The sequence below is a fragment of the Paenibacillus sp. FSL R10-2778 genome, from assembly GCF_038593035.1.
Lineage (GTDB): Bacteria > Bacillota > Bacilli > Paenibacillales > Paenibacillaceae > Paenibacillus_AQ > Paenibacillus_AQ odorifer.
Genome location: NZ_CP151956.1, coordinates 6,070,969 through 6,097,397 on the forward strand (window position 1 = coordinate 6,070,969; position 26,429 = coordinate 6,097,397).

Consider the following 26,429-nt stretch of genomic DNA (forward strand, 5'->3'; position numbering starts at 1 on the left):
TTCTACTAAAAGGATAGCCCTCTTGCGCGTACGCCCGCCATCGTTCACCCGTCACAAACATGCGATGCTGTCGCTTCCTGCATTTTCATATATTTAGCGAATGACCGAACCTCCGTAGAGAAAACGATTCATCCAAGAAGCGCTTAGTTTATCTACTCTTACCCCGCCTGAAGCTACGGAATAAGTTTGTAGAACTTGTCCATCTCCTAGATACATAGCAACATGCGATATTCTAGCCGTAGATTTATCGATCCCCTCATAAGCAGAAGCTGAATTCCCCTTATAATCCATAAAGAACATTAAGTCGCCGCGCTTCAAATTGGAAATAGACGTAACCACTGTACTATTCGCCTTCACCCAATCTCCCTGTTGACGGGAATCCGCTGGCAATTTGAGATTGGTCGCATCCATAAAAATTTGCCGGATGAAGTCCGAGCAGTCAAAAGTGCTTGTATCATTTCTGCTGGAGCCATACTCATAAGGCGTTCCTAGATATCCCATGCCCGCAGCAATTACCCGTTCGATTTGGGCTGAAGCCCCCGGTGTTGTTATAGGTGGATTGGGTGTAGGCGTTGGTGTAGGCGTTGGTGTTACCGTTCCAGATCCCCCACCGTTTCCTGAAAGTGTACTATATTGTTCACTTGAACTTATATATCCGATGCTACCATCCGCCGCTTTAACTTGATACCAGTAACTGTTAGGCTGCGCCAGAACTTCTACTTTTTCTCCCTTATTCAAAAGCTTCATTATTTTCCCGCTTGTTGAAGGTGAAACTCGAAGATTCACACCATACTTAATGGTGCCAGTTTGTGCCGATGGTGTCGTTATTGAAGCAGAGGATACGCTGATATACTTATCTCCTGCACTTGTATAACCCACTGAACCATCAGCCGTTTTTACTTGGTACCAATAGCTGTTCGGCTGCGAAAGGATCTGCACTTGATCTCCCTTTTGCAAGTACTTCATTATTTCTCCGTCATTAGAAGGGGTGCTACGAAGGCGAACACTAGCCTCGATCACACCTGTTTGTACGGCTGAAGCTACTGTAACTGAATTAGATGAACTTGAGGCTGCCGCTGCTTGTCCAGGAGCAGATACTCCTAAACCTGCAACAATTGCAGCAGATACTAACAAAGATGCTGTAATTTGCTTATGTGATTTGATCATACGTTCCCCCAAATTCCATGATGAGATTTCAATAAAGGATTGTACTACATTATTCCTTTATGCCCTCATTATAGGCTTGCCCGGGATTTGGAACATGCTCCAAATTTCACATATAATCATGCCACTTTATGGTAACACACAGGTCTAAAGTCTCGATTTCTCCTTGAATATGTGTTATTTTTCCTTAATATAGCATTTCGTGATTTATTTTTTAGGTTCCACGTGCACCTGCACATTCATAATATTATGCATTTTGCTCATTCTTTCTTCGATGGAATCACTTATTTCATGACCTTCCGTCACAGAAATATTCGCATCCACTTCCACTACAACATCCACATGCACATGATTACCATGAACCCGTGCCTTCACATCTTTAATATCTTCTACTCCCGGCGTTCGAGCAATCGTACTGCGTAGATCCATCAATTTATCTTGATCAAAGCCATCGGTAAGCCGATAGGTCGAATCACGAAAAATATCCCAAGCGGTCTTGGAGATAATGAGTCCGACAAGAACAGCTGCTGCGGAATCAATCCATGGCAAACTAAACTGTGCACCCACAATCCCAACTGCGGCTCCAACACTGACCATTGCATCCGAAAAATTATCCTTAGCCGCTGCCATAAGTGCTCCACTGTTAATTTGTTTGGCCAGTCTTTTGTTATATATGTATACCCCCATCATAGCTACTGCACATACAATAGCCACCCCTGCCGACCAGAGCTGCGGCGTTTCTTTTGTACGATCGAAAAAGGAACGCACCGCCTCCACAATCACTTGAAGGCCCACTACCGCCATGATAAAAGAAGCCAACAACGCCGCTACGGTCTCTGCCCGGAAGTGCCCATAAGCGTGGTCAGAGTCAGGTGGCTTCCGCGAAATCCGTAACCCCACCAGTACAGCTATGGATGCTACGATATCTGTTAAATTGTTGACCCCGTCCGCTACGAGTGCGCTGGATGCAAATAAATAACCACAAACCAGCTTGAATGATGATAGGATGAGGTAAGCCGCTATGCTCACCCAAGCTCCTCGTTCACCTTTACGTATATCTTCGTAAATATCAGTCATTCTTGGCTCCCCCTCTTTTCCCCGATTATTTAAAATACGGAAAAGAATTCTTTCAATTATTCTTGCCCTTGTGGCAGCATTTAAAAACAATTAGAATAAAGTGTAAGGACTTGCTTCGAAGGAGGTTATCATAATGAGCGAAAGCAACGATAAAGGAAAAATCAACTTAGCGGAAGCTATCCGTAAAAAACTGGAACAGAAGAAGCAACAATCTTCCTCCAAGCCTGGATCCACATTTCAGGCCGGTTCCGCCAAACCGCTAAAAAGCCAAAATAACAAAAAGCCTAACAACCAACGCCGTCGTACTGGCGGATCTTAGTATTTACTTATACTTAAACATAAACGGCTGCGAATCCCTCGGGGAAACGCAGCCGTTTATACGTTCGTCCTGCCTGATAGGATGGATTAGAACTCTTCAAATTCATAATTGCTTCTCTTTAATGTACGATTAGCCAGCTGAAAACATGCGCTTTGGGAAACCTTAAGGGCTAAAGACTCCTGTCTTGGAAACCCCGCATACACCCCGTAGAATTCTACTTGTTAATAACTTTTCAAAATTGAAATTATAAAGACAGCTACCCTGATCCTAAAAGGATTAGTGTAGCTGCTTCATGGATTCCTTCCGCATAGCGGAAATTAAATATTATACTTCTACAGGATACATGCGCTGGCGCATTTCCTTAATTTCTGGATTCTCCAAATATTCATCGTAGCTCATGGAGCGATCAATTACACCTGTAGGTGTAATCTCGATGATGCGGTTAGCAATGGTTTGGATGAACTGATGGTCATGGGAAGTGAATAGAATCGTGCCATCGAAATCGATCAGCCCGTTATTCAGTGCCGTGATGGATTCCAGATCCAAGTGATTGGTTGGTTCATCGAACACAAGCACGTTCGCGCCGTTGAGCATCATTTTGGCCAGCATACAGCGAACCTTCTCGCCCCCGGACAGCACACTTGCTTTCTTCAGTGCTTCTTCTCCGGCGAACAACATACGGCCCAAGAATCCACGCAGGAAAGTTTCGTCCTGATCTTTTGAATACTGGCGTAGCCATTCTACAAGATTCATTTCCACACCATCGAAATAGCTGGAGTTGTCTTTCGGGAAATACGCTTGAGTTGTAGTTACTCCCCATGTATATTCGCCCGCATCCGCTTCTTGCTCACCCATGATCACATCAAACAGCAGTGATTTAGGCTGGGAGTAAGGGCCTACAAAAGCAATCTTATCCCCTTTATTTACTACAAAGCTAATTTCATCAAGAAGCTTTTCACCTTCAACCGCTTTGGACAATCCGCTGACTGTCAGCAATTGTTTACCCGCTTCACGTTCTGGTTTGAAGTTAAGGAACGGATATTTACGGTTGGACGGACGAATGTCGTCCAGTGTAATTTTCTCAAGTTGCTTCTTACGTGATGTCGCTTGTTTAGACTTGGAAGCATTGGCCGAGAAACGCTGGATAAATGCCTGCAATTCCTTGATTTTATCTTCCTTCTTCTTGTTCGAATCACGCTGCAAAGCTTGCGCAAGCTGACTGGACTCATACCAGAAGTCGTAGTTGCCGACGTACATCTGGATTTTGCCAAAATCAATATCCGCAATATGCGTACATACTTTATTCAGGAAGTGACGGTCATGGGATACGACGATAACAGTACCTTCATAGTCCATGAGGAAGTTCTCTAACCAGCCAATAGATTCGAGATCCAAGTGGTTGGTAGGCTCATCTAGCAGCAGGTTATTTGGACGGCCAAACAAGGCTTGCGCCAAGAGTACCCGTACCTTTTCATTGCCGCTCAGTTCGGCCATTTTTTTGTCATGCAGTTCACGCATAATTCCGAGACCAATCAGCATGGCAGCTGCATCTGGCTCAGCATCCCAGCCGTTAAGCTCAGCGAACTCACCTTCAAGCTCTCCTGCACGCAGGCCATCCGCTTCTGTGAAATCGGACTTCGCATAAAGCGCGTCCTTTTCTTTCATAATTTCATAAAGACGTGTATGACCCATAATTACGGTCTCAAGTACTGGGAATTCATCATACTCAAAATGGTTCTGTTTGAGTACTGCGAGACGTTCGCCCGGTGTAACATGTACCTCACCGGTATTTGCTTCGATCTCACCAGACAGAATTTTCAGAAAGGTTGATTTACCGGCACCATTGGCACCAATCAAACCGTAGCAGTTACCAGGGGTGAATTTTATGTTTACATCTTCAAAGAGAGCGCGTTTTCCGTAGCGGAGTGTTACGCCGCTTGTGCTAATCATTACGCATTACCATCCTTTTCACTTAGGGTTTCGGCTCATTATAGCATAAATAGAGAGCAAAAAGCCCGTAAAATAGCCTTTTCAGCTGTTCTCTCCAATACTAAAGTTATTCCAGCTGCTGTACAGAGGTCGCCAGTTAGGAGGAATTTTTTCAATTATTGTCCAGTTATGCGATTCTCGGGTTGTATAATAAGCGTTTCGCCATAGCTGAGCGTACGGATTCTTTCTTCAGAAATACCCTGTTTAAGCCGGGCACTTTCCATCCGATCCAGCGCTTCCCGGGCCGTATCATCAGCAAGTCTATAGGTGCCGTAATGCATCGGAATCATGGTCTCCGCTCCAACATCTACAAATGCTTGTATAGCCTCTTCAGGGGTTACATGCTGCGAGGTCATGAACCACTCCGGTTCATAAGCTCCAATCGGCATGAGTGCAACATGAAGCTTATAGCGGCTCCCAATCTCCTTAAAACCCGGAAAATAACCGCTATCTCCTGCGAAATACAGGTTAGGGGGCAGCTTGTCGCTATCCGATTCGATCGGCTGCAGAATGTATCCTCCCCAATGAGAAGTATTCGTGTCCCAAGGTGTTCTCCGCGTCCAGTGCTGAGTCGGCACAAAGGTAAGCTTAATTTTACCTAGCGTATTTTCCTGCCACCATTCCATTTCTATGCAGTTGCGAAATCCTTTGCGGAGCATCTTTCGTTTCAAGCCTATAGGAACAACAAGGGTTGTCCCTGCTCTATATAATTTACGGATAGAAGCCATATGCAAGTGGTCATAATGAGAGTGCGAGATCAGAATCAGGTCAATGGGAGGCACTTCGCTGAGCGGAATCCCGGGTTGCCCCAATCTTTTCTCAAAGCCTAGTCTTCTCGCCCAGATTGGATCAGTAATGATATTCATCCCTTCATATTGAAGGAAAAACGTTGAATGCCCAATCCACGTAATGGTGGTCTCCAGGCGATTCTCCGCCAGATAAGCTAACCTCGGCGGCGTACTTGGCACTACATATGAATAATCTTTTTTCTTCCGTCGACGTTCCTCCCGCCACTTACGAAACTCTTTAAGTGTTTTATCGGTACTCACATTGTCGAGGTTATTGTAGCGAAATTTAGCCATAGAGCACCTCATCTTTAGAAGTTTGCAGAGCATGCTTTACTTTAGCGAATATAATACAACTATATTGAACGGCAGAGTATTTTGCAAAATATACAAGTTACTTGGTAATGGTGCGCCCTTTTTCCGCAAAATATCTAAGTACCCTTTTGTGTTTCACGCCAGAAATGAGATAATATGTGTATAAAGTATGGCGGTGCATATACCGTTCAAGGGGGAGCTACGTATGAAGATTACTTTTATTGAACCGACTCCAAGTCCAAATACGATGAAGCTTCATTTGGACGAAAGTCTGGAACCTGGAATTCGCAGAACCTATACACCAGAAAGTGAACGTTCCGCACCGGCCTGGGCGCGCGAAATGTTAACGATACCGGGCGTTATTAGCATCTATCACGCTGCTGACTTTGCAGCGCTCGAACGCAAGGGCAATGCGGATTGGGCAGCGATTCTAAGAGAAGTCCAGAACCGCTTCGGCAACAGCGAAGGCTTAAATGACGATTGGAATCTTGCCGATGAGAACGCTGGCGCTCATTTCGGCGAAGCTCAAGTCTTCGTCCAGATGTTCCGCGGAATTCCGCTGCAAATCCGCGTTAAGACCGGCGCGAATGAAGAGCGCATCTCCTTAGCAAACCGCTTCACGAAGGCGGTTATGGATGTGGCTAGCGCCGTGATGATTAAAGAGCGTAAGCTCACTGATTACGGCGTGCGTTATGGCGAGCCCGCGGAGATTGCACGCGAGGTGGAGCAAGAGGTCGAAGCGGCGTATCCGCAGGAACGCCTCGACTCTCTCGTGCAGCAAGCCATTGCGCACGGCGCCGAAGGCGAGTTCGTCGAGCAAAGACGAACGCGCAGTCAGGATGAGCTGCTGCGAGACCTGAAGCATGAGGATTGGCGCGTGCGCTACGCCGCGCTGGAGGATCTTACGCCGACGGCGGAGCTCCTGCCGGAGCTTAAGGCGGCGCTGCACGATCCCAAGCTGCATATTCGCAGGCTTGCGGTCGTGTATCTAGGCGACCTTCGCACGCCTGAAGCGATGGAGCTGCTCTATGAGGCGATGGCAGACAGCGCGCCAGCCGTGAGACGTACGGCAGGCGATACGCTGTCCGACATCGGCGATCCTGCCGCCACGCCAGTGATGACGGCGGCACTGACAGATAAGAGCAAGCTTGTCCGCTGGCGCGCAGCTCGTTTCCTCTATGAGGTGGGCACATCCGATGCCCAAGAAGCGCTGTCAGTTGCGGCGGAAGATCCGGAATTCGAGGTTGGACTTCAGGCCAAAATGGCTTTGGAACGTATCGCTTCCGGTGAAGCAGCGGCGGGTACCGTTTGGCAGCAAATGTCAGAGCGTCGTCGCAGCTAACATTCCCTACCGGATTTTGTCATTGCTTGACTTGCGAACTTGCTTTATACTAATTCCTGTTGTTTATAAATGAATGAAGTAAAGATAGCCTCGTCATACTAAGATGAGGTAGAGGTCGCGGATATAAAGAGTACGCGCGTGGAGACGTTAGAGCCGTCTATGAATCGCGTCGAAAGGAATATCTGCCGAAGTCTGCACTGTCGCTCTTACAGCGGTGCAGGCTGGGGCCGTTGCCGAAAGGCACGGAACTGTCACATTGTATAACCTGCATAAGCAGCAGGTCATAATGTGTTGCGCTATCTTCACAGGGAGTATGATGCGGAGCTGTATAGATGGAAACCGCAGATATAGTCTGCGGTTTCTTTGTGTTTACAGAATTTGTATATTTAGTGTTTGTCCATAACCTTATGGAGACCACCAAATACACTCTCCCGCTCTGCGGGAGGAAGCAGCTCAGCACTCCCCGTTCATGAATTGAAAGATTAGATCATAAGGAGTGTCAAATCATGCAGGGCAAGCAGCAAAATCTAGCACAAGGCAACGTAAGTAACCCGCCTGAGCTAAAAAAATCATTTAAAGCAAGGCATTTGACCATGATTGCGCTTGGAGGATCTATTGGTACTGGACTCTTCCTGGCCAGTGGTGGCGCTATCGCTTCAGCCGGACCCGGTGGAGCACTTCTAGCCTATACGGCTGTTGGTGTTATGGTTTATTTCCTCATGACCAGTCTGGGAGAGCTCGCTACCTATTTGCCGGATTCGGGCTCATTCAGCACTTACGGCACGCGTTTCGTCAGCCCCGCTTTTGGGTTCGCCATCGGCTGGAACTTCTGGTATAACTGGGCGGTTACGATTGCAGCAGAATTGTCTGCCGCCACCGTCATTATTAAATATTGGTTCCCGGACAGTCCCTCCTTTCTCTGGAGTCTCGTGTTCCTGCTGCTGATGTTCGGTCTTAATTTCCTATCTGCTCGTGGATACGGAGAATCAGAATATTGGTTTGCCATTATCAAAATTATTACTGTTATCGCCTTCCTTATTGTCGGAGTTTTGATGATTTTCGGAATCATGGGCGGAAAAGCCGTAGGCTTCAGCAATTTCCAGATCGGGGGCAGCTCGTTCCACGGTGGCTTCTTCGCTTTCGTCGGTGTCTTTATGGCTGCGGGATTCTCCTTCCAAGGCACCGAGCTAATCGGTGTTGCAGCAGGTGAGAGTGAGAACCCTCGCCGTAACGTACCTATTGCTATTCGCCAAGTCTTCTGGCGTATATTAATCTTTTATATCCTCGCTATACTAGTAATCGGAATGCTGATTCCTTACACGAATCCAGATCTGCTGCGCGGTGGTATTGATGATATCGGAGTCAGTCCGTTTACGATCGTATTTAATAAAGCAGGACTTGCTATTGCCGCATCCGTCATGAATGCTGTCATTCTCAGCTCCGTATTGTCAGCCGGGAACTCGGGAATGTACGCCTCCACCCGCGTCCTGTACGCTATGGCTAAGGATGGAATGGCTCCACGTGCTCTAGGCAAGCTTAATCGCCGCGGTGTTCCTGTTGGTGCTTTGCTCGTGACCACAGCCGTTGGTATGTTAGCCTTTTTAGCATCATTCTTTGGTGATGGTGCTGTATACAACTGGTTGCTTAATGCTTCCGGTATGTGTGGATTTATTAACTGGCTCGGCATCGCTGTCTGCCATTATCGTTTCAGACGCGCCTTTATAGCTCAAGGTCATTCCCTTGATGAGCTGCCTTACCGGGCTAGATGGTTCCCGTTTGGGCCTATATTTGCCTTAGTACTTTGTACGGTAGCCATCCTTGGCCAGAATATGGGTGCCTTCTCAGGTGGAAACATCGACTGGTACGGTATTGCCGTTTCCTATATCAGCCTGCCATTATTCGTCTTGATTTGGGCCGGCTATCGCTTCTTCCGCAAGAGTAATATTATTCCTTTGGAAAAATGCGATCTTAGTACTCACCCAGAATAAACTGACTCCGCAAAAAAGGGATATCCAGAAGCCTGAAAGGCTGCAGGATATCCCTTTTTATATAAATCAATCTAGTATATTCAACTCCTGATTTTACTTAGCCCTTTACCTATTCCCAAATCACATACACTTTTAGATCACCCGTATTATCAAAAGAAGTGCTAGAATAAGACACTTCCTCTAGTCCAAGTTTATATAACTCCTGTAGATCATTCTTCAACTGGGTTCCACTACCGTGATAACGGAATAATAAAGATCCCTCTCCTGAAGCGACAGCCTTATTCGCCAGCTGAATTAAATCTGCTGCTGAACGTACAATCCGTTCCTCGGCATACAGCTCATAATTAAGGTCCTTCTGAAGCTGCTTATACACCCCGGCGCTCTGTCCTCCACGCTCTACAAGTGCTGACAAGGTCTTATAATAGGCAACCGAAGCTGCCGGATAAGACTTCGTCCAGCTATGGTCCTGACGCATTTGTGCATCCGTCTTCAAGTAATACGCGGTGCTTACCACGCCGGCTTTATCAGGTGTCGGGTCATCCCAAGTTGTGTCGAGATGATACCATCTCCCTTCGAGCAGCACTAGATTCCAAGCATGAGACTGGCTGCGTCCTCCCGGCTGTTTTGCAGTGCCCTCGACGATTTTATTACTGAATCCCGCTTCCTTGAGCAGCTTATAGGTCAACAGCGAATACCCTTGGCAAACGGCACTGCCACTCTTCAGGCCTTCATAAGCCGTATATTTACGATAAGAGGTATCATACTTCAGACGCAGCACCACCCAGTCGTGGATAGCCTTAACCTTCTGATGATTATTCATGCCCGGTGTAATGATCTTCTTGAGCGTTGCCTTTACTTCTTTGTTCACAAAAGCGGTCTGCTCCAGCGTTTCCAAGTATTTCACTTCTACCGTAACCTTTACAGAACTTTTGCTCCCTCGATAAGTGTATCCGTAGCTGTCTATGATGTAATACAAATAGGGATCGCTATTCATCGCTTGATCTAGACCCGTTTGTATCTGTGTTTTTAAATTCGAGGTTTTCCCCTCATAAGTAAAAGTGATAGTCTCTCTACGATTATTCATCGCACCGGTTAGCTTCTGGGCAATTTCACTCACAGAACGAACGGTCGGTGAAGTCGTGGCCGCATAAGCATGCCCCCAGGTCCAATACAATGTCGGGGGAATGGCTGCGCAAATAATCACTCCTCCAAGAATGATTTTTGCCAACGTGAAGCGTTTTTTCCACATAATTATTCTGATCCTCCGGCTCCTACAGACTTATTCAAAACCCTCCATTTAATAGATAATGAAGACTTGGGCAAAAAAAGACTGTTCTCTGTAGAATAATTCTACTCTGAGAACAGCCTCTAAGCCAGATCAATATGAATTATTTCTTTAGGGGTGTAATGATATAAGTCTCTCCTATTACTGTTTCAAATTCCAGCCCCGCTCCTTCAATCTGTGTACCATCCGGTTTTTGAATGAGCAAAGGCTGGTGTTGAACAATTCTGCAGGATCGGCCATGAGTCGAGGTAACCTCTGCCCTAGTTAAACAGCCCCCGCTCCATTCTATAGTCATGACAAAGCCACCACGTGCCACCAACCCTTTCACGCTGCCTTCAGACCATTCCTCTGGAAGAGCAGGTAATAGTTCCAGACCCTCCTGATGACTCTGCAAAAGCATTTCTGCTATTCCGGCTGTAGTGCCGAAGTTTCCATCAATCTGAAACGGAGGATGATTTCCGAACAGGTTCGGCAAACTGGAATCTTGCAAAATGCGACGTAGACAGCTAACCGCACTCTCGCCATCCTTCAGACGCGCATAAAGATTAAGCAACCATGCTGCGCTCCAGCCTGTATGGCCACCTCCATGTTCTATGCGTTTCTTCAGTGTTAAGGCTGCCGCCTCCGCTAGCTCTGGTGTGGAGGAAGGGCTAATTACGTTCCCAGGGTACAGGTCATACAAATGAGAAACATGACGATGCCCAGGCTCTTGTTCAGCAAAATCCTCATTCCATTCGCGGACAGTTCCGTCCGGTGCGATCCCTTGGTGGGCAAGCTGTTTCTGTTTCTCCATAAGCTCCTGACGCAGCTCTACATCGGTATTTAAAATATCAGCAGCCTGAATGCAGTGCTTGAACAACTCAGCGATAAGCGATAAATCCATAGCTGAGCCAGCCGAGACACTGCATGGTGTGCCGTCAGCAGTCAGAAATACATTCTCTGGCGAGGTAGACAGACCTGTGGTCCATCTTCCATCAGGCAGCTCTACTAGCCAATCCAGACAAAACAATGCGGCTCCCTTTAATATGGGATAAGCTGTGCGCAAATAGTCCTCATCTGGACGAAAAGCGTAACGCTCCCATAGATGGCGAGAGAGCCATACCCCGCCCATCGGCCAAAAAGCCCACATCGCCTTACCGTCTGATGGAGAAGTCATCCGCCACAAATCGGTATTATGGTGTACTGTCCAGCCACGTGCGGCATAATGAATACTCGCTGTACGGCTGCCAGCCACGCTAAGCTCCGTGATAAAATCTATTAAAGGTTCATGGCATTCGCCCAATCCGCATAACTCGGCTGGCCAATAATTCATTTCGGTGTTTATATTTGTCGTATAATTGCTGTTCCATGGTGGCTGAATATAGGGATTCCAAATGCCCTGCAGATTCAGAGCTTGCGTCCCCGGCCGTGAGCCAGCAATCATCAGGTAGCGGCCATACTGGAACAGCAACGCTTCCAGTTCAGGATCTGCCTGTCCTTCGCGGTATTGTACCAGGCGCTCATCAGTCGGAAGCTCTCCTCGGGAAGCAGCAGATGCAAGCGTCAGCTCCACACGGTGGAACAAGGATTGATGATCCTCTAAGTGGCGCTGCTTAAGCTCTGCGTATCCTTTAGAGGCTGAAGCTAACTGCACTAGGCACAACTCCGCTGGCAGCTTGCCACCGCTTCCCGGCATCCGGTCATACCCGGCATAATCGGTTGCCGCAGCCAGACGAAGGGTAATGGAGTGCGCGCCAGAAATCAACAGCGAGCCGTTCTCCGCTACACAAGTCCCACCTTCCGTCTGGATCTCCATAACCGCAGCAAAACTTATGCCAAGCCCCTCTTCATATAATACGGCACGCGGGTGATCCCCTACGTAGTTATCAGCCACATGCGACGGGGCACGGCCAGTCATAATCAGCATGCCATCCGGAGTAATCTCCGAGTTGAAAGGATGTGGTGATGCCAGATCCGCCCAGAAATCTGGCAGAGTAGCTTGGCCCTCCCCCCCCTCAGCACGGATATAAAGAGCTATAATGTCATCCGGTCTGCTGGCCAATACTTCACGTACGATCCTTACACCACCGGCAGTATAGGTTACCGTAGCCAACGCCTGATCCAGATCAAGCTCTCTCCGGTAATCCTCTACAGGACCTGCAAAATTAAACTTCAATCGCAAATCTCCAAGCGGTTGATAGGATTCCGTCCGGCTGCCTAACATTTTGGCGTCCACCAGTGCTTCTGCTTCCTTGTATTTCCCCTCTGCAACTAGCTGTTTAGCTGGAGCCAAATGCCGCAGTGCCTCATAGTTGGCTTTATCCCGCGGGAAACCTGACCATAGAGTGTCTTCATTTAATTGAATCCGTTCTTCTTCGATTCCACCAAAGACCATGCCGCCCAGCCTGCCGTTACCTACGGGCAGCGCCTCTTCCCATACAGCCGCCGGCTGCTTGTACCATAACTCATGCCGTCCGGAGTTCTTGCTCTCTCCCATGTATATTCCTCCTGTCCTGTTATTACCGGTGAAAAGCAATCAGCGGGAGGCCCGGACTTTCGTTCGGACTTCCCGCCATCTTCATGCTTTTATTGGATTAGACGAAATTTAATAATTAATCATTCCAAAGTTTCACGCGTTGTTTAACCAGCTCTTCACGCAAATCTTCAGCTTTCGTTACACCAGCTTTATCAAGCTCAGCCATGTAAGCATCCCAAACTTTATCGAAATCAGCTGGTTTAGACAAGATTGCTTCTGGGATCCGTTTCCAACTGATATCCTTCAGCTTGTTGTCAAGAACGACAATTTCGCTATCCCCAGGAATCGTGATGTTCCATGCTGCGCCCCAAGGTTTAACTTTGAACTCATCTTCACTTGGGAAGAGGTCTTTCCAAGTTGTTGCTTTGTAAGCAGCAAGTGTTTCTTTTTCAACCGCATTGTAACCTACAGTTACTTGCTCAGGGAAACGAGTTGTGTAGTAGTTACCAGATGGATCCAATACACCGTCGCCATAGTGAGCGCTCAGCAATGCATAGTTTGATCCGACATTACCCAAACCAGTTTCTTTTTGGAAGTTGGTAGTGTCATTATATTTACGGTCGTTCACATCTTCAGGAATGACACGTTTGCCATCAACAACATTGTAGTGTTTGCCTTCAATACCCCAGTTAACCAATACTTGACCTTCGTCGGAAGCCAGGTAGTCCAGGAATTTAATTGCACGAACTGGATCTTTAGCATCTACGCTGATCCCAATTCCGTTACCACCCATGAAGCCTGTAGGCCAGAAGGAAGTTTCTTTGTACTCCTCAGACAAGGTTACAGGATAGTGTCCATAGCCTTGATCCAGCTTGCCTTCAGCTTTCAATGCTCTTTCTCCATCGCCATAACCCCAGTCTTGGTCAATCAAACCAATAACGCGGCCGGTAGCGATTTTAGCTTTGTACTGATCATACTTTTGAACGAAACTTTCTGGATCAAGCAATCCGATATCGTTCATGTGGTTGAGCCAGCGGAAATATTCTTTTTCAGCCGGACGACGGAAGTGATAAGTTACTTCTTGGGTGTCGATATCAATCGCATATTCACCATCGTCAGGAGAACCAGTAGTAATAAATGCTGGGTTAGTTACTGTAATGTACATGTACCAATCATCTGCATTCAGAGTCAGGCCGATGTTTTTGTTACCATTTTCATCGGTAGGATGTTTTTCCAGGTAAGCCTTGATTACGTTCTCATAATCTTGAACAGTTTTGATTGCAGGATATCCAGCTTCTTTAACAGCACGGTGCTGTAGTTCAAATCCGCCACCAGCATCAAAATATTTGTTGTCCACACCTGCATAGGTAGGGATGGCATAAATCGCATGATCATCGTCACTGTAACGTGAACGTTTCATGCCTTCTTCGCCCAATACTTTTTTGATATTCGGAGCATATTTTTCAATCAGGTCTGTTAGATCAAGCATTGCACCTGCATCTACCAGCTTGCTGACATCAGTCTTAGCACTGATCAAATCCGGATATTCGCCGCTCGCTGCGATCAAGGCTACTTTTTGTTGAGGATCACCAACTGCATATTCAGCATTTAGGGTTACTCCCGTTTTTTCCGTAATCACTTTACCAACTTCATCTTGCATACCTGTCCAGTTCGGGTTAGGGTCTGCACTGAAGAAGGTCATCGTGAGCGGGGAAATATCCTCAGCCGCATTGGTCGCATTTCCAGCATTAGTTGCATTGCCGCCTGTATTTCCAGCTGCAGCATTACCATTGTTGCCATTGTTACCGCCGCAGCCTGCAAGCACACCGAGCAGCATAATAGAAGTGAGCGTTAATGCCGTAGCTTTGGCTTTTATCTTTCTATTACTTCCCATTAAATAAACCCTCCTTAAAATTGTTTATCTATCGTATCACAGGTGAAGACCTGTTAATACTTTACCCAGCTTGCCAAAAGAAAACGGATACACAATAGGTTTTAAGCATAGGGGAGACTAAGCTCCCCCGTTAAACTGTGATTAGCTCTTCACAGCACCAAGTGTCATACCTTTAACAAAATACTTCTGAATGAACGGATAAACCAACAGGATCGGTACGGTTACGACAATCGTAATCGCCATTTTGAGCGACTCCGGCGAGACCTGATTGGAAGCCAGCGAAGCAATGTTGGAGCGGTAGTCGCCTCCGTTACCACTGGTTGTGGTCTGTAGAACCTTCATCAATTCATATTGCAATGTGGTCAAGTTAGGGCTTGAACCATTGTACAGATAAGTATCAAACCAAGCATTCCATTGACCTACTGCTAGGAACAGCGCGATCGTTGCTAGCGCTGGCTTCATCAATGGCAGAATAACGCGGAAGTAGATAGTAAAGTCATTGGCTCCATCCAGCTTCGCCGATTCCTGCAGCGCATATGGCAGGCCGTCGATGAAGGAGCGGATAACGAAGACGTTAAAGGCACTAACCAGTCCAGGCAATACATAGACTGCAAAGCTGTTCATCATATGCAGATCCTTGATCAGCATATAGATTGGAATCATTCCTCCTGAGATATACATGGTCATTGCCAAGAATGTGGAGACAAACTTGCGACCTGCAAAGTCAGGGCGGCTGATCGTAAACGCCAGCATCGAGGCACTGATCAGTCCGAACAAAGTACCGATAATTGTCCGCAAAGCGGATATTTTAAACCCGGTGATTAATCCGGAGAAAGTGAAGATCTTTAGGTAATTGTCCCAGGTAAAATCCCGGGGATAGATGGTCACTCCACCGCGCACACTGTCCACTGAATCATTCAGTGAGATGGCAAGCACGTTCAAAAACGGATAAATCGTGATTACAACCACGAACAGTACTACAAAATATACAAAGAAATCAAAGATCCGGTCTGACCATGACTTTCCGGTGATAGCTGAATTTCCCACTGTAACGCTCTCCTTTCATGAAAAGGGCAATTTACTGCCACGATTGGGTAGAAGGGCCTTCTGTGCTACAGAAGGCTCTCTTTTGTTGTACGTTTGAAGATTCCATTAATCGTAAACAGTAGAATTACACTGATCACTGAGTTGAATATATTGATCGCAGTACCGTAGGAATATCTCGCCATGCCCAGTCCGTATTTCAGTGAATACAAGTCTAGCACTTGAGAATAGTCGGTAACGAGGTTGTTTCCGAGCAAGAATTGCTTCTCAAAGCCGATATTGAGCAAATTACCCACCGACATAATGAGTAGTACAGTAATTGTTGGGCGAATACCCGGAAGTGTAATATGCCATACCTGACGAAGCCTGCTGGCACCGTCTACCCGGGCCGCTTCGTACAATTCAGGCCCAATACCTGCGATAGCTGCAAGGTAGATGATGGCGTTCCATCCGGTCTCTTTCCAGACATCCGATAAGGTAACGATTCCCCAGAAAAGATGGCCCTGGGCCATAAACTGGATAGGTGCGTCTATGAATCCTATTCCTAACAAGATATCGTTTACAAGACCATTTTCACCAGATAACATTTTAGTTACAATCCCCGCTGCAACCACCCATGATACAAAGTGGGGCAAATACGAGACTGTTTGAGCAAATCTTTTAAAGAAGCCAAGACGCACTTCATTGAGCAATATTGCAAACGTTATTGGAAAGATAAATCCTGCGACTAAGCCCATTCCACTCATCGCCAGCGTATTACGCAGCGCCAGAAGGAATTGCGAGTCACTGAACAGTGTCTTAAAGTGTTCAAAACCTACCCATTCTTGTTCAAAAAAACCACGTGCGGGCTTGTACTTTTGAAAAGCCATCGTCCAGCCCCATAACGGGAGATAACTGAAGACGAATGCCCAGATCACAAAAGGTATCGACATCATCCATAGGTACTTTTGATTCTTAAAGCTTCTCCAAAACCGTCCTCCTGAAGCAGGCTTTTTGTTGCGTGTTCGGGTATCCGGCGGGATTTGAGAAGTTACTGTGTCCGCTTTCATAAAGCCCCTCCTCTCTATGTCTATATTCTAAATCTCTGTAAGCGATTGCAGTACCCTATAAATTCGACCTAAAATCAGGTGAAAATTAGAGATTTAGAGCCCAAATAAAGCGGATACATCGTTGAAAACACTGAAAACAAACATGAATTTACTGAAAATAAAATTAAGTGAAATTATTTGATTTCATAAATCAATACGATACTTAATCCCCTGTCTATTTCACACAATTAATACTTCATCCCATAATTAAAAACGCCCCGAGCTAACGTTCTATGAGTGAACGTGGCCGGAAGCGAAGGCGCGGACTGAAATGACCTTATTTAAGCAAATTGCACATCTTATTGGGTTAGGCGGACTATAAAGACCTTATTCACTTAAAAAACCACCTTTTGGAGAACATTTGCAGCTAATAACGTACATGGAGTCCGATAAATCGAAATCGGACTCGAAATAGCCCAAATAACGACTCTGGAGTCCGTCATACCCGCGAATGAAAACTATAATATGCTCTCAGATGAGGCGTAACAAGTATACCCGTAACCCCTGCCCTGCTCCTCAACGAAAACCTCCGTATGGTTCAATTAAAATTAATTACTTTAATATCATCTTAGCTAGAAAATATTACCTGATACATCAGTACTTCAACTATTTCAGATACATATTCCTTATACGCACATGCCGAGTCGACATTATCTGTTGTACCTGCAATTTCTTTTCCTAAAGGAGGGTAATAGGAGAGCAATGAAAAACAAAAACATCAAGATATTATTATTGATTATTGCTGCAGTATTATTGACACTAAATTTATTTCAATTCAATAACAACGTAAGTCATAACAGATTAATGGATAGGCTGGACCTGAATCTGACATCAGAACTCGACGGTCTAAGAGTGGAATTAGAACGATCCTCAACACCAAGCATTCTTGCTGTAGAGCAAGCGAGTAAAGTTGCTGCCCTTTCGACGTATTCAACATTAGGGTTCGATTATGGATATACCTTGGAAACCAGAATACATGACAAATATGTACAAAATGAACCTTATAAAGAGATGGATCAAATTCAAGAGTTACTTCTGGCCCTTCTAAAGGACCCTGCAAATCAAGAATTGCAACAAAGATTAGATTTATTATTAGTGAAGTAGCTTTAATGTAAGAAAAAAAGCCACAGCTAAAGCTCAGGTTATACCTGAACTGCAACTGTGGCTTTTTGGGCTTCTATTTTAGATGTTTTTGCGAAAAGAACTTGGGGAGAGTCCTACATATTTACGGAACTTGGCGTTGAAGTAATCGGGGTTCATGTACCCAACTTTCTCGGCCACCTCATATACTTTCATGCCTTGCGCGAGGAATTGCTTCGCCTTCTCAATCCGCACTTTGTCCACATACGTATTGAAGTATTCCCCGGTAGTGTTCTTGAACATTTTACCTAGATATGCGCTGTTGTAATTAAATAACTCAGATAAGGTCTCAAGCTTAAGGTTCTCATTGTAACGGCGGTTGATTAGCTCCGTAATTTTTTTGATCTCATTCCCTTTGCTGCCACTGGACATTTGATCGGCGATCTCCGCCATGAAATTAACGGCCTGCTCTTGCAGGTCTGCCAGATAATGACTATGGTAGAGCTCACCGATCGGCGGGGAATGCTTAGCGGCATTGCTGCGAATCTCTGGATAGACCGGTTCGAGACGGGCCAACACCGTACTGAGAATCCGCACAAATGTATCTTTGATCTGCTGCTCCTCACTGCCCGCAGCCAGTAGCTCCGCACAGATCGTATCCACCAGCGGTTCAATGGCCGCGCGGCTTCCGGTTTCAACAGCAAGCATTAGGCGGCTCTCCGCATCCTGCCCTTCTTCGGTGTACGCCTCCGCCACTCCAGGAAACAACATACCGGAGAGATCGGCGCTGATCAGAATCCCTTTGCGGTAAAAGAATGCCCGGCGCAGCAGTTCACGCGCCACTTGAAAAGACTGTGCCGCCTCTTCTGGTCCAGCTACAGGGCCTCCCGTTGCTGCGCTGAAGTTGTATCCCTCGCGGCAAATTAAGGAAGCAAGCTCTTCCATCAGCCGCTCCTGTTCCTGCTTTCCTGGCAGCGGCTCTTGCAGCAGGAATCCAATATATGGCGGCATCGTGAAAAACATCCGCTCTTCACTGCTGCCAAAATACTGTTCTACCGCGGCCTTAACGGCCCGCTCCCCTTCCTCACTGCCGCCCGCAGGCGCGAGTAATTCGAGTAGGATCACTTCGACATGGTCTGATTTAAGACCCAGTGCTGCCGCCTGCTTAGCAGGATCATTCTCCCCCTCCTCCGCTGTTGAAGGCTGCAGCAATGTACGCAGCAGGCTTTCGCGATTACGGGCAGGCTCCTCTTCATTCCAGCGGCTAAAGCGATCTTCCTGAGCGATCGTGACTCTGAGTTCCTCCAAATAGTTGATTAGCTCTTCCTCATCCACCGGCTTCAGTAAATAGCCGTCAATGCGGTAAGAAATGGCTCGTTTAGCATACTCAAAATCCGCATGACCACTTAAAATTAGCACATGGCTGGTCGAGCCTTCCTCGCGCAGCTCACCGATTAACTCCAGCCCGTCCATACCAGGCATGCGGATATCCACCACAATCAGTTCCGGATAAAAAATATGATATTTCTCCTGAGCTTGCAAGCCGTTGGCGGCCGTAGCCACCACCGTATACCCTAGCTCTTCCCAAGGGATTAGAGCCCGAAGGCCTTCCCGCAGCTTTGGCTCATCATCAACAATCAATACTTTGATCATAGATTTATGTCCTCCATTGGAATACGAAACGTAATAGATGTTCCTTCATTCATCCGGCTTTCGATATTCAGTCCATATTCAACACCGTAGGATAACTTCAAACGGTCGTGTACATTGCGCAGCCCGATCCGTGCCTCTTCCTGCTCATCACGAACCTCAAGGGTATAACGGATCTGCTCCAGCTTGTCCGGAGTGATCCCGGCTCCATTATCGGTAATGGTAAAGACCGCATGATTCTGCTCACGCTTGATATTCACCGTAACCATTGCTCCATCCATCGTGTTGTCTAACCCATGAATCACCGCATTTTCCACAAGCGGCTGCACAATCAGCGGCGGGATGTAGAGTGATTCGACGGCAGGGTCTACAATAAATTGATATTTCAAACGATCCTCATAACGGAATTGCTGAATATCCAAATAACAACGAACCACTTCAAGCTCCTGGCTAAGCAAAATTTTACTTCTGCCTACCTCCAGATTACTGCGCATCATTTTGCCAAGAAGACGCACTACCCGTGCAATCTCCACTTGCCCTTTCATATGGGCCTCCATACGAATAGATTCCAGCGCATTGAACAAGAAATGAGGATTGATCTGGCTTGCCAGCATTTTAAAACGGATATCATTCTGTTTCTGTTCCAGCAGGCTGTTCTGGTCATTAGATTCCTGTACCTCGTACATCAAATCGTTAATACTCCGTACCATAGAATTGAACTGACGAGCTAACAGGGCAATTTCATCTTTGCCATCAATTTTTAATGAAGTGTCAAAATCACCCGTACTAACGCGGTTAATATGTCTGCTTAACTGCAATAATCGACGTGAAAATAATGAAGAGAAACTATATATGATTAAAAAGGCCAATAAAACGCTTACGGCAATCACGGTAATCGAAAGCTTAATCACCCGATTAGGTTCTTTGACTATACTATCAATAGAAAAAACAGAAATAATTCGCAGGGCGTTACGGCTGGCTTGTGGTTTAAGTTCTTCTATCACTATTTTGGAGGCTTCACCATCTACTTCTGCCTCATAGCTCCCGCTTCCTTGCCCCAAAAGCTTTGTATCAAAAGAAACATCTGCCAGTTTCTTTCCTGTCCGATCGCTCCGGTTCGCAGCAATGATATTATCCTGATCATCCACGATCATGGTATCAAATGATTCCTGGCTCAGAATTGAGGTTAGCTGGTGACTGTTTACATTAATAACGAGCACGCCAATTTTACTGGAGCCCTCCAGCTCGATTTTGCGGACAAGACTTAAATAATTCCGCTGATCACGCTCATCCTCTATATATTCCCAACCGACGAGGCTATCGTACCGCTGTGCTCTTTGATACCACTGGCTCTCCTTAATGGCAGACGAAGGATTGATCAGCTCCCAGTTGTTAAGCAGCGTAGCATTATCAGTGTATAAACGTATGTTGGATATGTCTTTATATAATCTTAGGTATTCACGCATATCAGTGTAATCCCGATAAGCCTCAACCACATCATAAGTGCTTACATACTGGCGTATGGCGAGTTTTTTCAGCCGGGCATCATTGGACAATCGATACGCTATATCTTGCGATACACCGATGACTTCTTCTGTTCTTTTTTTTACCCGATCTACGTTAATTGAAGCTTGCTCCAGTGCGTTCTCAAACGCCATGGTCCTCATCTCAATCGTAAGATAACCACCTACCAGTAATACCGGTAAAAGTGTAGTCAGTAAAAAAGCAAGCAGCAGCTTATTGCGGATTTTGATGTCATTCAGCACCTTAACAAACCATTGAAACATGGCCTTTCGCCCCCCGAAACCTTCACTATCTCATGTACAGGCTGCCACTACCTTGGAGATATTCCATACTTTACAGAAGAAAAATGAAAACGGCAACATTTTTGAATATTGCCGTTCATCACCTCTATAAAGAAGATGGTCTTTAAAAAGGCCTTCCGCCAGATGCGAAAGACCTCTTTTATATCAGACAGATTGATAAATGGCGTTTTATTGGCGATATGCAGCCAGCTTGTTATTCAATTCGCGGGTCTGGCCGTAAACTTCCTGATAGAGGTTGAATAGACCGTCATAGATTGCCGTTTGTTTCGGATCTGGTTTATAAACATCAGCAGGACGGATAAACGCTTCTGCACATTCCGCAAGGGATGTGAACCATCCGCTTCCATAAGCCGCCAGCATAGCTGCTCCCATTGCCGGACCCTGTTCACTTTCCAGCTTCACGATGGATGCATTGAAAATATCAGCCTGCATTTGCAGCCAAGCCTCATTTTTAGCTCCACCACCAATTGCAATGATCTCTGTAATCTCTTTGCCTGACTCACGTACAATCTCAATGGATTCACGCAGTGAGAAGGTAATGCCTTCTAATACTGCACGTGTAAAATGCGTCAACGTATGCCCTGAATCCATACCAATAAAGCTTCCGCGAATATTCGCATCTGGATGTGGTGTACGTTCTCCTACAATATAAGGTGTGAATAACAGGCCTCCGCTGCCAGCTGGAATAGAGGAAACTCCGCTTAACAGCTCATCAAAGCTTTTGTCCGCCGCAAAGGTTTCTTTGAACCACGTAAGGCTATGACCAGCAGCTAGTGTAACCCCCATAATATAGTAGGCATCTTTTTCACCATGGTTAAAGAAATGGACTTTGCCTTCGAGATTCAAATCTTTATTGCTCTCATAAGAAAGAACTACACCAGATGTACCAATACTGCACATGGTCCGGCCTTCTCCCAATACACCTGCTCCGAGCGCGCCACAAGCATTATCTGCACCACCAGCAAATACCTTCGTTGAAGATAAAAGACCTGACGCTTCAGCAATGTCCGGCAATAAAGTTCCAGTCTGTTCAAAGGATTCTACCAATCTAGGACAAAGAGAAAGCGGAAGTTCAAAAGCCTCTGCGATTTCTGCACTCCATTCTTTAGAACCTACATCCAATAGCAACGTTCCGGCAGCATCGGAGTAATCCATTGCATAATCACCCGTCAACCGATAACGAACATAATCTTTTGGCAGCAGGAACTGATGCGCCTGTGATAATACTTCTGGTTCATTCTCTTGAACCCACAGAATCTTAGGCAGTGTAAAACCTTCCAATGCTTTGTTTCTGGCGATATCGATCAACTTCGTTCCAAGCGTCTTCTCAATCTTACGGCATTGTGCAGTAGTACGGGTATCATTCCAAAGAATAGCTGGACGCAGCACTTGCCCTTCTTTATCTACCAGTACCAATCCGTGCATTTGTCCGGAGAAACTTAGACCGTCTACTTGAGAAGGGTCTATGCCTGATACTTCAATCAGACGGCGCAGGCTGACCAGCGTGCCCTTTACCCAATCTTCAGGATTTTGCTCACTCCAGTTCGGTTGGGGTCTGCTTAGCGGGTAGGACTCGGAATGCTCAAAAGCCACCTTCCCCTGCGGGTCCACTAGAACAGTCTTCACTGCACTAGTCCCCAAATCAACACCTATAACGTATTTCATTTTTGACCTCCTAAAAGTTTTGTTAGCATAGACTTCATTGAATTACTTCGAGCAAAACTTACTTCGTAAGCATCTTGCTTAGTTTTTACTACAAAAAGGGGGCTGCCGAAGAATGCTCTCTTCAGCAACCCCCGTTGCATTTGTTCAAACTCGACTCAAAGCCTAAGCTTCAAGCTCCCTATAAGGACTACTCAGCCAAGATGTATTGGTTAAGGGTAGCTCTCAGGTATTCTTGACGTCCGGATTGGTTAGGACGTGGGTTCTCATTGTTCAAAGCATATTCAGCCAAAGAAGCCAATGTTGCTTTACCGGAAACGATGTCTGCACCAACGCCTTCTGTGAAGCTGCTGTAGCGTTTGTCAATGAAATCTTCGAATACGCGATCTTCGATCAATTTAGCAGCAACTTTCAAGCCTTTTGCGTAAGTATCCATACCAGCGATGTGTGCCAAGAACAGATCTTGTGGCTCGAAGGAAGGACGACGTACTTTAGCGTCGAAGTTAATTCCGCCTTTGCCAAGACCGTCATTCTTCAATACTTCATAAAGAGTAAGTGTTGCATCGTAGATGTTTACTGGGAATTCATCAGTATCCCAACCAAGCAGTGTATCCCCTTGGTTAGCGTCAAGTGATCCAAGCATGCCATTAATACGAGCTACACGAAGTTCATGTTCAAAAGTATGACCTGCAAGCGTAGCGTGGTTAGCTTCAAGGTTCAGCTTGAAGTGCTTGTCGAGGTTGTATTTTTGCAAGAACGAAATTGTTGTTGCTGCATCGAAATCATATTGATGTTTAGTAGGCTCTTTTGGTTTAGGTTCGATCAGGAATTGACCATCAAAACCAATTTCCTTAGCGTAATCTACAGCCATGCTGAACAGACGTGCAATGTTATCTTGTTCAAGACCCATATCTGTATTCAGCAATTCTTCGTAACCTTCACGGCCGCCCCAGAATACATAGTTGCTTGCGCCCAGACGTTTACCAACTTCCAGACCTTTCTTCACTTGTGCTGCTGCATGTGCGAAAACATCAGCGTTAGGTGTAGAACCTGCACCGTGCATATAACGCGGGTTAGTGAACATATTAGCTGTATTCCACAGCAATTTCTTGCCGGAAGTCTTCATGCCTTGTTCAAGGATATCAACAATAGTGTCGATGTTGCTGTAGAACTCACGCAAAGATGCGCCTTCTGGTGCGATATCTACATCATGGAAGCAGAAGTAAGGCAGATCCATCTTGTCCATAAATTCGAATGCTGCTTCAGCGCGAGCTTTAGCTTTATCAAGACCACTCAATTTGTCCCAGCTGCGAATTGCAGTTTCAGCGCCAAACGGATCAGAACCGCCAGCAGTTAATGTATGCCAATAAGCCATTGCAAATTTCAGATGTTCCTCCATAGTTTTGCCGGCTACGACTTCTTTAGGATTGTAGAATTTAAATGCATAAGGGTTGGTGGAACGGCTTCCCTCGTAAGAGATTTTGTTCACTGTCTCAAAATAAGCCATTGTGTAATCCTCCTCATATTGTGCTACGCTAGCAAGCGTTTACAGCATCATCTTAACACATCTTTTTGACTTTGTATATTGGTTAAACAAAGTTTTTTTATAAAATTTCCGCCTCTTTAAGTCTCCCTTGCCTATCCGTTTAATATTCAAAAAATCCAATAAACATAGATTTCCTCTTTTCTGCCGATGTATTGCAATTTCCAGCACATCACTCTAGACTAAGTGGCATACAACAAAAGGGAACTATGCTAAAAAGGATGTGTGATTCGTGAAGGTTACCGGAGATCAGGCGCTGGTCAAAAAAATCAATAAATCGATCGTACTACATACTATTCGAAGGAACTCTCCGCTCTCGCGCGCCAAGGTTTCAGAGATGACCGGACTGAATAAAGCTACCGTATCCAATCTGGTGGCTGAGCTATGCGCTCAAGAATTAGTGACTGAAGTTGGACCAGGTCAATCCAGTGGCGGACGTAAGCCGCTAATGCTGCATTTTAACAGCATGGCCGGCAGTGTAATCGGTATAGAGCTACGGGTGAAGCAACTGACAGCCGTCTTATGTGATTTAAGTGGTGGCATTCTTTTCGAAAGCGATTTCTCCCTGGACAATCATGCTCTGCCTTATGTACTGGAACGGATGAAAAAAACAATTTCAGACTTGATTGATAAAGCACCTGAATCCCCATACGGTATCGTCGGCATCGGAGTAGGTGTCCCCGGGATGGTGGATGAGAACGGGGTTGTTCTTTTTGCTCCCAACCTTGGCTGGGAAATGGTCGACCTGCGGGGTATTTTGGAGGCGGAATTCGCGGTTCCAGTCACTATTGATAACGAAGCTAACGCAGGTGCACAAGGTGAACTGAACTTTGGGGCGGCAAAAGATGTTAGACATCTGCTCTATATCAGTGCGGGTTCAGGGATCGGATCCGGTATTATTATTGGCGGAGAGCTGTACAAAGGTGCAAGAGGATATGCCGGCGAGACCGGACATATGACGATTGAAGCACAAGGCAAGCCGTGCAGTTGTGGGAGCCGTGGCTGTTGGGAGCTATATGCCTCGGAGAAAACCTATGACCATTCCGAGTTCTCCCTCCCTGCTCATACCACACAAGAACTGGTCCGTTATGCAGCCGCTGGACAAGAAGACGCCTTGCACCACTTCTCATCTATAGGTGAATATCTCGGCATCGGAGTAACGAATCTAATCAATAGCTTTAATCCAGAGCTGATTGTCATCGGTGGAGCCTTATCCGAAGCAGAAGCCTGGTTAGGGGAGCCCCTTCGCCGGGTTGTAGCCGAGCGTACACTTCCTTATCATAAGCAGCAGCTCGAGATTACCTTCTCCAAGCTGGGCAGCCGAGGCACGATGATAGGCGCGGGGTTCTCTGCAGTTATGCATTTTCTAGGCGATATTCGGGTGACCGTTTAATGTAGTCTAATGGACAACGTTTTGCGGGACAGTTTCACGGGTGAAATTCAAGAGCGGATAGAATTGACGTAAAATTGCCGCATTTAGGTGGATCAAAAGTGCAGTAAAAGCAACTTAAATCCTATATAATAAAGGATAAGTTAGTGTGACATTTATCACTACAACCCCTTTTTTGAAATGGAGAGCGAGTCCATGACCTATGTTGATACGTCTGATATCTCGGCACAGATGTTCATCACTGTGTTGCTTTTTCTGCTCATTATTGCCCCTTTGATCAGTCTCGGTGTGCTCCGTTTTTTTCAAGCCAAAAAGAAATCAGGGTTCATTCTGATCGGCAGCGGTGTTGCTGTATACGTCCTATTTCAGATCATTACCTCTTTCACTCAAGCTTAAATTGAACTTTGCGATTTACATCATAAAAAATAGCCTCCGCATATTAGCGTCAGGCTATTTTTGTATACTTAGACCACAAAAAGATCACCTCCAAAATGGAAGCGACCTTTTGCAATTTCCTCACAGAAATATATTTA

19 protein-coding genes and 1 riboswitch are annotated in these 26,429 nt (G+C 46.0%); of the genes, 6 read left to right on the forward strand and 13 right to left on the reverse strand.

Annotated features, from left to right (window positions below; genetic code table 11):
• Window positions 1-93: 93 nt before the first annotated feature.
• The gene (locus NST40_RS27210) at window positions 94-1,167 is read right to left on the reverse strand and encodes an SH3 domain-containing C40 family peptidase (protein WP_342410168.1); all 1,074 of its coding nucleotides are present in this window, start codon (window positions 1,165-1,167) and stop codon (window positions 94-96) included.
• 204 nt (window positions 1,168-1,371) lie between these two features.
• Window positions 1,372-2,241, reverse strand: a complete 870-nt coding sequence (locus NST40_RS27215; RefSeq protein ID WP_342410170.1) for a cation diffusion facilitator family transporter — start codon at window positions 2,239-2,241, stop codon at window positions 1,372-1,374.
• A 133-nt stretch (window positions 2,242-2,374) separates the two neighbouring features.
• Between NST40_RS27215 and NST40_RS27220 the strand changes: the two genes are divergently transcribed.
• Complete coding sequence (locus NST40_RS27220) at window positions 2,375-2,560, forward strand: hypothetical protein (protein WP_036680230.1); 186 nt, start codon at window positions 2,375-2,377, stop codon at window positions 2,558-2,560.
• Window positions 2,561-2,884: 324 nt separating this feature from the next.
• Here NST40_RS27220 and NST40_RS27225 read toward each other — a convergent pair whose 3' ends face one another.
• Both NST40_RS27225 and NST40_RS27230 read right to left on the reverse strand, forming a co-directional pair.
• Entirely contained in the window at window positions 2,885-4,510 is a 1,626-nt protein-coding gene (locus tag NST40_RS27225; RefSeq protein WP_036680232.1) for an ATP-binding cassette domain-containing protein, read from the reverse strand.
• A 155-nt stretch (window positions 4,511-4,665) separates the two neighbouring features.
• The gene (locus NST40_RS27230) at window positions 4,666-5,631 is read right to left on the reverse strand and encodes an MBL fold metallo-hydrolase (protein WP_076277150.1); all 966 of its coding nucleotides are present in this window, start codon (window positions 5,629-5,631) and stop codon (window positions 4,666-4,668) included.
• A gap of 223 nt (window positions 5,632-5,854) precedes the next feature.
• Here NST40_RS27230 and NST40_RS27235 point away from each other — a divergent pair, with 223 nt between their 5' ends.
• Window positions 5,855-6,991 carry a virulence factor gene (locus NST40_RS27235; RefSeq protein WP_076128692.1) on the forward strand — a complete coding sequence of 379 codons (1,137 nt, stop codon included), beginning with the start codon at window positions 5,855-5,857 and terminating at the stop codon, window positions 6,989-6,991.
• Between the two features lie 101 nt (window positions 6,992-7,092).
• A riboswitch (Lysine riboswitch) is annotated at window positions 7,093-7,298 on the forward strand.
• Between the two features lie 199 nt (window positions 7,299-7,497).
• Window positions 7,498-8,979, forward strand: coding sequence for an amino acid permease (locus NST40_RS27240; RefSeq protein ID WP_076219968.1), 1,482 nt, complete (start codon window positions 7,498-7,500; stop codon window positions 8,977-8,979).
• A gap of 109 nt (window positions 8,980-9,088) precedes the next feature.
• Here NST40_RS27240 and NST40_RS27245 read toward each other — a convergent pair whose 3' ends face one another.
• From NST40_RS27245 to NST40_RS27265, 5 genes are all read right to left on the reverse strand, one after another.
• A complete protein-coding gene (locus NST40_RS27245) occupies window positions 9,089-10,228 on the reverse strand; it encodes a transglutaminase domain-containing protein (protein ID WP_076277149.1) in 1,140 nt (379 codons plus the stop codon).
• Window positions 10,229-10,367: 139 nt separating this feature from the next.
• Window positions 10,368-12,740 (reverse strand): glycoside hydrolase family 95 protein, encoded by a 2,373-nt coding sequence (locus NST40_RS27250; protein ID WP_342410171.1) that lies wholly within the window; start codon window positions 12,738-12,740, stop codon window positions 10,368-10,370.
• A 115-nt stretch (window positions 12,741-12,855) separates the two neighbouring features.
• Entirely contained in the window at window positions 12,856-14,613 is a 1,758-nt protein-coding gene (locus NST40_RS27255) for an ABC transporter substrate-binding protein (protein WP_080742630.1), read from the reverse strand.
• Between the two features lie 141 nt (window positions 14,614-14,754).
• Window positions 14,755-15,660: a carbohydrate ABC transporter permease gene (locus NST40_RS27260; protein WP_076128700.1), complete on the reverse strand. Its 906-nt coding sequence runs from the start codon at window positions 15,658-15,660 to the stop codon at window positions 14,755-14,757.
• Window positions 15,661-15,725: 65 nt separating this feature from the next.
• Window positions 15,726-16,706: an ABC transporter permease subunit gene (locus NST40_RS27265; RefSeq protein ID WP_076100584.1), complete on the reverse strand. Its 981-nt coding sequence runs from the start codon at window positions 16,704-16,706 to the stop codon at window positions 15,726-15,728.
• A gap of 741 nt (window positions 16,707-17,447) precedes the next feature.
• On the opposite strand from NST40_RS27265, the gene NST40_RS27270 reads away from it, so the two are divergent.
• Window positions 17,448-17,849, forward strand: coding sequence for a hypothetical protein (locus NST40_RS27270; protein ID WP_076128704.1), 402 nt, complete (start codon window positions 17,448-17,450; stop codon window positions 17,847-17,849).
• A 78-nt stretch (window positions 17,850-17,927) separates the two neighbouring features.
• Here the strand turns inward: NST40_RS27270 and NST40_RS27275 are convergent, their stop codons facing one another.
• The 4 genes from NST40_RS27275 to xylA form a co-directional block, all read right to left on the reverse strand.
• Window positions 17,928-19,478 carry a response regulator transcription factor gene (locus tag NST40_RS27275; protein WP_076128706.1) on the reverse strand — a complete coding sequence of 517 codons (1,551 nt, stop codon included), beginning with the start codon at window positions 19,476-19,478 and terminating at the stop codon, window positions 17,928-17,930.
• Window positions 19,475-21,262, reverse strand: a complete 1,788-nt coding sequence (locus NST40_RS27280) for a sensor histidine kinase (RefSeq protein WP_076128708.1) — start codon at window positions 21,260-21,262, stop codon at window positions 19,475-19,477. The genes NST40_RS27275 and NST40_RS27280 overlap by 4 nt, the downstream gene beginning before the upstream one ends.
• Window positions 21,263-21,469: 207 nt before the next feature.
• Entirely contained in the window at window positions 21,470-22,966 is a 1,497-nt protein-coding gene (gene xylB / locus NST40_RS27285) for a xylulokinase (RefSeq protein ID WP_076128710.1), read from the reverse strand.
• Between the two features lie 187 nt (window positions 22,967-23,153).
• A complete protein-coding gene (xylA, locus tag NST40_RS27290; protein WP_076128712.1) occupies window positions 23,154-24,470 on the reverse strand; it encodes a xylose isomerase in 1,317 nt (438 codons plus the stop codon).
• A 268-nt stretch (window positions 24,471-24,738) separates the two neighbouring features.
• Here xylA and NST40_RS27295 point away from each other — a divergent pair, with 268 nt between their 5' ends.
• Window positions 24,739-25,899, forward strand: coding sequence for an ROK family transcriptional regulator (locus NST40_RS27295; protein WP_076128714.1), 1,161 nt, complete (start codon window positions 24,739-24,741; stop codon window positions 25,897-25,899).
• A gap of 192 nt (window positions 25,900-26,091) precedes the next feature.
• Complete coding sequence (locus tag NST40_RS27300) at window positions 26,092-26,292, forward strand: hypothetical protein (protein WP_036680251.1); 201 nt, start codon at window positions 26,092-26,094, stop codon at window positions 26,290-26,292.
• Window positions 26,293-26,429 lie beyond the last annotated feature (137 nt).

Coding starts and splice junctions, on each gene's coding strand:
- NST40_RS27220 (WP_036680230.1), top strand. CDS start 2,375: ATGAGCGAAAGCAACGATAAAGGAAAAATCAACTTAGCGGAAGCTATC.
- NST40_RS27240 (WP_076219968.1), top strand. CDS start 7,498: ATGCAGGGCAAGCAGCAAAATCTAGCACAAGGCAACGTAAGTAACCCG.
- NST40_RS27300 (WP_036680251.1), top strand. CDS start 26,092: ATGACCTATGTTGATACGTCTGATATCTCGGCACAGATGTTCATCACT.
- NST40_RS27230 (WP_076277150.1), bottom strand. CDS start 5,631: ATGGCTAAATTTCGCTACAATAACCTCGACAATGTGAGTACCGATAAA.
- NST40_RS27275 (WP_076128706.1), bottom strand. CDS start 19,478: ATGATCAAAGTATTGATTGTTGATGATGAGCCAAAGCTGCGGGAAGGC.
- NST40_RS27280 (WP_076128708.1), bottom strand. CDS start 21,262: ATGTTTCAATGGTTTGTTAAGGTGCTGAATGACATCAAAATCCGCAAT.
- NST40_RS27235 (WP_076128692.1), top strand. CDS start 5,855: ATGAAGATTACTTTTATTGAACCGACTCCAAGTCCAAATACGATGAAG.
- NST40_RS27225 (WP_036680232.1), bottom strand. CDS start 4,510: ATGATTAGCACAAGCGGCGTAACACTCCGCTACGGAAAACGCGCTCTC.
- NST40_RS27265 (WP_076100584.1), bottom strand. CDS start 16,706: ATGAAAGCGGACACAGTAACTTCTCAAATCCCGCCGGATACCCGAACA.
- NST40_RS27215 (WP_342410170.1), bottom strand. CDS start 2,241: ATGACTGATATTTACGAAGATATACGTAAAGGTGAACGAGGAGCTTGG.
- xylA (WP_076128712.1), bottom strand. CDS start 24,470: ATGGCTTATTTTGAGACAGTGAACAAAATCTCTTACGAGGGAAGCCGT.
- NST40_RS27210 (WP_342410168.1), bottom strand. CDS start 1,167: ATGATCAAATCACATAAGCAAATTACAGCATCTTTGTTAGTATCTGCT.
- NST40_RS27245 (WP_076277149.1), bottom strand. CDS start 10,228: ATGTGGAAAAAACGCTTCACGTTGGCAAAAATCATTCTTGGAGGAGTG.
- xylB (WP_076128710.1), bottom strand. CDS start 22,966: ATGAAATACGTTATAGGTGTTGATTTGGGGACTAGTGCAGTGAAGACT.
- NST40_RS27250 (WP_342410171.1), bottom strand. CDS start 12,740: ATGGGAGAGAGCAAGAACTCCGGACGGCATGAGTTATGGTACAAGCAG.
- NST40_RS27255 (WP_080742630.1), bottom strand. CDS start 14,613: ATGGGAAGTAATAGAAAGATAAAAGCCAAAGCTACGGCATTAACGCTC.
- NST40_RS27270 (WP_076128704.1), top strand. CDS start 17,448: ATGAAAAACAAAAACATCAAGATATTATTATTGATTATTGCTGCAGTA.